The sequence below is a fragment of the Mesorhizobium sp. BR1-1-2 genome (assembly GCF_020165435.1).
Classification (GTDB): domain Bacteria; phylum Pseudomonadota; class Alphaproteobacteria; order Rhizobiales; family Rhizobiaceae; genus Mesorhizobium.
This window is the reverse complement of sequence record NZ_JAIUID010000004.1, coordinates 130001-135000: the sequence shown is the minus strand read 5'-3', so window position 1 is coordinate 135000 and position 5000 is coordinate 130001. Positions and strand designations below refer to the sequence as shown.

2 protein-coding genes, 1 tRNA gene and 2 rRNA genes are annotated in these 5000 nt (G+C 55.5%); all 5 read right to left on the bottom strand.

All coding sequences use genetic code 11. The features are described from left to right. Window positions 1-109: 109 nt before the first annotated feature. Window positions 110-421 carry a type II toxin-antitoxin system RelE/ParE family toxin gene (locus tag LB551_RS10235; protein WP_224659087.1) on the bottom strand — a complete coding sequence of 104 codons (312 nt, stop codon included), beginning with the start codon at window positions 419-421 and terminating at the stop codon, window positions 110-112. A 3-nt stretch (window positions 422-424) separates the two neighbouring features. After that, complete coding sequence (locus LB551_RS10230) at window positions 425-691, bottom strand: type II toxin-antitoxin system ParD family antitoxin (RefSeq protein ID WP_140554510.1); 267 nt, start codon at window positions 689-691, stop codon at window positions 425-427. Window positions 692-1159: 468 nt separating this feature from the next. Continuing rightward, a tRNA-Met gene (locus tag LB551_RS10225) sits at window positions 1160-1236 on the bottom strand. A 209-nt stretch (window positions 1237-1445) separates the two neighbouring features. Beyond that, window positions 1446-1560, bottom strand: a 5S ribosomal RNA gene (gene rrf / locus LB551_RS10220). Window positions 1561-1854: 294 nt separating this feature from the next. Continuing rightward, a 23S ribosomal RNA gene (locus tag LB551_RS10215) occupies window positions 1855-4679 on the bottom strand. Window positions 4680-5000 lie beyond the last annotated feature (321 nt).

Below are 5000 nucleotides of genomic sequence, written 5' to 3'. Positions count from 1 at the left end.
CACATCGCTTTCTGCGCTTGGTCGCGCCTGGGATACTCGCTTCGGACCCTATGCCTCGCTTTGAAAACCGCTGTCCGCCCGACGGCCGCGGACCTTGCGCGAGCGGCTTTCAGCGGCGATCCTCCAGCAATTCCGGTGTGATGTTCCGGCCTGCGTAGAAGATGCCCAGGATCAGCACCTGCTCGCCCTCGACCGCAAAGGCAATGCTGAACGCCCGTCGGTAGCCGATGATCCGCAGTCCGGGCATGATCTCGCGCCGCTCGGTGCCACGCTGTGGAAAAGTCGATAGACCGAGACAATGGTCTTGAATACCCGCGACAAAATTCCAGGCGATCGCCGGCGATGCCCGCTCGGCTATGTCGTCATAGAGCCGTTCGAGTTCGGCTTGTGCAGCGGGATGAAAGACGATCCGATAGTCCATCCCCTACTTGGCTTTCGCCTGTTTCGCGCGATGGCGCGCCTCCAGCCGAGAAAAAATCGCTTCGGCCGGGATTCCTTTAGCTGGATCCTGCTGGAGCTCGGCCAGGCGGCCCGGAATTTCCTCGCGCAGCCATCTTTCCCGCTCCGCCTCGAAATCCTCGAGCATGCGCAGGCCGGCGCGGACAACCTCGCTGGCATTGTTGTAGCGACCTGATTCGAGCTGCTTCCTGATGAAGCGCTCATAGTGGTCGTTCAGAGCGTAGTTGGGCATGACAACCTCCCGGAAGAGATATGGATTACGGCACGGATTAGCAATAGATGTTAAATATTAGCAATTTCGGCCGACGTCGACCATCCTGCATTTTGATCCGAATGTCTCGCAGACAGGCTCGGATCGCTTGATTCGGCATAGCCGGGAAACCGCCTCAGTCGGGGTGGCGCGATCGAGGTTCGCGCCTGCAACCGATGGATGGGGTCTGCTCCTCGCGATCCAGGCTGCGCGAACCGAGAGCTCGTCTTGGCTCCGAGGCATGGAACGACTGAGGCCTGGCTCCGTGAACGCTTTTGCTTGGCTTGTATGGTTCTGGCGGGCGGATTGGGTTTGGTTGGGGGGAGGATTTGCTTTTATGGCGTGGGGTGGGCTTTGCGTGTTTCCTGGGCTGATGAGGGTTCTCGAATCAGCCTGGCGCGATCAGCCGGATACAAGAACAGCCCGGGTTGAGCCGGGCTGTTTTGTATTTGGTTGCGGGGACAGGATTTGAACCTGTGACCTTCAGGTTATGAGCCTGACGAGCTACCGGGCTGCTCCACCCCGCGCCACCTGTGGGCAAGCGTCAGCTTGCTTCGATCTCTGGAAGCAGGTGTTTTCTGCTTCGATCTTTGGAAGCGGGCGTTTGCCTGCTTCGCGCCGCCAAATTGAAAGGGCCGCTTAGAGCGGCCCGTTGTCCCGTTGGCGGGCCTTGTTCGTGAAGAGAAGATTTCACTCCATCCAGGTTCTGGATGTGAGTTCAACGTGCGTTTGGCAGACCTGGCAGCGACCTACTCTCCCGCGTCTTGAGACGAAGTACCATCAGCGCTGGAGCGTTTCACGGCCGAGTTCGGAATGGGATCGGGTGCAGCCGCTCCGCCATAACCACCAGGTCGGCAAAACGCACGTTGTTCGAGAAGCTGGAATAGGGAATAGTGAGTAGCAAATAGTGAGTAGGGGATGCCTATTCGCTATTGGCTCATGCTCTTCACCTGTCTTTTGTGCCTGAGCGACATCCACAGTTTGCTTCCGGGCAAAGCCCGCAAGCGCGACTGCGCGTCGCCGGTCGTCCGGCGCCCCCGCGGAGCATAGGCCCGTAAGGGCCGCTCATGCGTGAGCGCTGGTAGACCATCCGACTTCTGGCGACAATCCTTTGGATTGCGCCGAGATGGGCATAAGGAATGAGAACGATCAAGCCGATCGAACTATTAGTACCGGTAAGCTTCAAGCGTTGCCGCTCTTCCACACCCGGCCTATCAACGTGGTCGTCTTCCACGGTTCTCAGGGAATACTCGTTTTAAGGTGGGTTTCCCGCTTAGATGCCTTCAGCGGTTATCCCGTCCGGATATAGCTACCCTGCTATGCGGCTGGCGCCACAACAGGTCCACCAGAGATCCGTCCATCCCGGTCCTCTCGTACTAGGGACAGATCCTTTCAATATTCCTACACCCACGGCAGATAGGGACCGAACTGTCTCACGACGTTCTGAACCCAACTCACGTACCGCTTTAAATGGCGAACAGCCATACCCTTGGGACCTGCTCCAGCCCCAGGATGCGATGAGTCGACATCGAGGTGCCAAACAACCCCGTCGATATGGACTCTTGGGGGTCATCAGCCTGTTATCCCCGGCGTACCTTTTATCCGTTGAGCGATGGCCCTTCCACGCGGGACCACCGGATCACTATGACCGACTTTCGTCTCTGCTCGACTTGTCAGTCTCGCAGTCAGGCAGGCTTATGCCATTGCACTCAGCGAACGATTTCCGACCGTTCTGAGCCCACCATCGCGCGCCTCCGTTACTCTTTAGGAGGCGACCGCCCCAGTCAAACTACCCACCATACATTGTCCCGGACCCGGATAACGGGCCGCGGTTAGACATCCATAGTGATAAGGGTGGTATTTCAAGGGTGGCTCCACCTGAGCTGGCGCCCAGGTTTCAAAGCCTACCACCTATCCTACACATGCCACTACGAATGCCAATGTAAAGCTATAGTAAAGGTGCACGGGGTCTTTCCGTCTAACCGCAGGAACCCCGCATCTTCACGGGGAATTCAATTTCACTGAGTCTATGCTGGAGACAGCGGGGAAGTCGTTACGCCATTCGTGCAGGTCGGAACTTACCCGACAAGGAATTTCGCTACCTTAGGACCGTTATAGTTACGGCCGCCGTTTACTGGGGCTTCGATTCAGAGCTTGCACCCCTCCTCTTAACCTTCCAGCACCGGGCAGGCGTCAGACCCTATACGTCGCCTTGCGGCTTCGCAGAGCCCTGTGTTTTTGATAAACAGTCGCTACCCCCTGGTCTGTGCCACCCTCCTCTGCTTGCGCAGAAAAGGGTCACGCTTCTTCCGAAGTTACGCGTGCAATTTGCCGAGTTCCTTCAGCATAGTTCTCTCAAGCGCCTTGGTATACTCTACCAGACCACCAGTGTCGGTTTCGGGTACGGTCTATAAGGAGGAGCTATTTCCTGGAACCACTCCGCTGCCCGTTCAATCCGATAAGATTGGACAACTTGTGTGATCCGTCACTACCTCCAGGCCCACGAATATTAACGTGGTTCCCATCGACTACGCGTTTCCGCCTCGTCTTAGGGGCCGGCTAACCCTGCTCAGATTAGCTTTAAGCAGGAACCCTTGGTCTTTCGGCGGGGGAGTCTCTCACTCCCCTTACGTTACTCATGTCAGCATTCGCACTTCTGATACCTCCACCACCCCTCACGGGTATGGCTTCATCAGCTTACAGAACGCTCCGCTACCGCTCGTGATTGCTCACGAACCCTAAGCTTCGGTGTATGGCTTTAGCCCCGGTACATTTTCGGCGCAAAGACCCTTATTTAGACCAGTGAGCTGTTACGCTTTCTTTAAATGATGGCTGCTTCTAAGCCAACATCCTGGTTGTTTTGGGATCCTCACATCCTTTCCCACTTAGCCATAACTTGGGGACCTTAGCTGTAGGTCAGGGTTGTTTCCCTTTTCACGACGGACGTTAGCACCCGCCGTGTGTCTGCCGACTAGTACTCCCAGGTATTCGGAGTTTGGTTAGGTTTGGTAATCCGGTGAGGACCCCTAGCCCATCCAGTGCTCTACCCCCTGGGGTATTCGGTCGACGCTCTACCTAAATAGATTTCGCGGAGAACCAGCTATTTCCGAGTTTGATTGGCCTTTCACCCCTAGCCACAAGTCATCCCGAACTATTGCAACAGTTATGGGTTCGGTCCTCCAGTAAGTGTTACCTTACCTTCAACCTGCTCATGGCTAGATCACTCGGTTTCGGGTCTAATGCGACGAACTGAACGCCCTGTTCAGACTCGCTTTCGCTGCGCCTACACCTAGCGGTTTAAGCTTGCTCGTCACACTAAGTCGCTGACCCATTATACAAAAGGTACGTGGTCACCCTTGCGGGCTCCCACTGTTTGTAGGCAATCGGTTTCAGGTACTCTTTCACTCCCCTTGTCGGGGTGCTTTTCACCTTTCCCTCACGGTACTAGTTCGCTATCGGTCATGCACGAGTACTTAGGCTTGGAGGGTGGTCCCCCCAATTTCAGACAGGATTTCACGTGTCCCGCCTTACTCGAGGACGATTGATCGCATTACGCGTACGGGGCTGTCACCCACTATGGCCCTACTTTCCAGAAGGTTCCGCTTGTCTCTCAATCGCCACTGGCCTGGTCCGGGTTCGCTCGCCACTACTTCCGGAGTCTCGGTTGATGTCCTTTCCTACGGGTACTTAGATGTTTCAGTTCCCCGCGTTCGCCACTTTATCCCTATGTATTCAGGATAAGTTACCTATAACAGATCCTTGGAAACCACAGCAGCAAGACCGCGCGATCTCAAGAGATCGTCGCTTCCCTGCTACTCTGATTTTCCAAGCACCTTAGGTGGGTTTCCCCATTCGGAAATCTACGGATCAAAGGGTATTCGCACCTCCCCGTAGCTTATCGCAGCGTATCACGTCCTTCATCGCCTGTGCATGCCAAGGCATCCACCAATTGCCCTTAAGACACTTGATCGTTCTCATTGCCAATACCCATCCGCGCGATTTCGAAGAAATCGTCGCTTCAGCCAAACCCTTGCAGGATCAGCGTCCGCGCGATCTCGAAGAGATCGTCGCATGAACCAAACCCTGTGCGGGGTTTGCTTCAATGGAATTGGCACAAAAAGACCAGCTTCTCGAGATCGGTTCGAGGGCGCGGTTAGGCAAACCCATCATATGCGGGAGATTGAGCGTCTCCCGCGACAAATCATGGCCCTTGCGGATCATGAAGTTCGAACAAATCTTCTCTTTACGATGTCAAACAGAACAGGCGGAAAGCCAAGAAGCTTGCCGCAAA

Coding starts and splice junctions, on each gene's coding strand:
- LB551_RS10235 (WP_224659087.1), bottom strand. CDS start 421: ATGGACTATCGGATCGTCTTTCATCCCGCTGCACAAGCCGAACTCGAA.
- LB551_RS10230 (WP_140554510.1), bottom strand. CDS start 691: ATGCCCAACTACGCTCTGAACGACCACTATGAGCGCTTCATCAGGAAG.